The organism is Oleiphilus sp. HI0067 (assembly GCF_001635735.1).
In genome coordinates this window covers 1-498 of record NZ_LWFI01000522.1, presented here as the reverse complement: position 1 = coordinate 498, position 498 = coordinate 1, and the positions used below count along the sequence as shown (strand labels likewise).

Sequence of the window (498 nt, the reverse complement as noted above, 5' to 3'; positions counted from 1 at the left end):
AATGTGAGTGCCGACATGCAGATAAATGTCGCTATAAAAATAATCAGCTGCATGTAAGACAGAGATGCTTGGAAGTTTTCAGTACCGAAAGTCCAACCGCCACTAATCATAGGAGGAATCGCAACATCGCGAGCGCCTTGCGCATTCACTACAAAGTTTTGTAGAAAGATAGACATACCAATTGCAGAGATTAAAGGAATTAATCGATTCGCTCCGCGCAGAGGTCTATATGCTGTTCTTTCAATCGCCCAGCCGAAAGAACTCGATACAATAATGGCTATTGTGAGTGCAGCGAGGATAATAATAGGAACATATTCGATGCCTAACATCGTTAGTCCTGCTATCACGACAAAGCTGACATAGGTGCCGATCATGTACACTTCACCATGCGCGAAGTTGATCATGCCAATAATGCCGTAAACCATGGTGTAACCGATCGCGATTAACGCATAAGTACTACCAATCGTCAGTCCATTGAGTATTTGTTGTATGAAATAT

Annotated in this window: 1 pseudogene; it reads right to left on the bottom strand. The window is 42.6% G+C overall.

Annotated elements, in window-relative coordinates:
• Nucleotides 1–498, bottom strand: a pseudogene (locus tag A3739_RS06155) (branched-chain amino acid ABC transporter permease LivH); the annotation flags it as partial.